The following is a 256-nucleotide window of genomic DNA, read 5'->3' as shown; positions in this document are numbered from 1 at the left end:
ATATTCAGCAGTTCCACTGCCGACAAGCTCGCGGGTTTGAACTTTTCTTGGTTCCCTCAAATTCGACAAGCAATGGCGCTAATTGATTCCTATAAAGCGGGCGACCGTAGAGAGGCGGGCAAGGCGGCTCTTAAAGGTCTCAGCAAGGACAAGTGGACTACCGGAAAGAGATATTTGCTACCTAGCGAAGCAGGATGGAAATCTAGATTATCAGGGGGCGTTGATGAGCCTACTGGCTACCTTAACCCTTGGGAAG

1 protein-coding gene is annotated in these 256 nt (G+C 50.0%); it reads left to right on the top strand.

Features of this window, described 5'->3' with window-relative positions; all coding sequences use genetic code 11:
- Nucleotides 1-36: 36 nt before the first annotated feature.
- Nucleotides 37-256, top strand: a 220-nt coding sequence (locus tag SB717_RS37615; protein WP_410908248.1) for a hypothetical protein, incomplete at its 3' end; no start/stop codon positions are given.

This window comes from Priestia sp. SIMBA_032 (genome assembly GCF_046535215.1).
Lineage (GTDB): Bacteria > Bacillota > Bacilli > Bacillales > Bacillaceae_H > Priestia > Priestia aryabhattai.
This window is presented reverse-complemented; position numbering and strand designations above follow the sequence as displayed.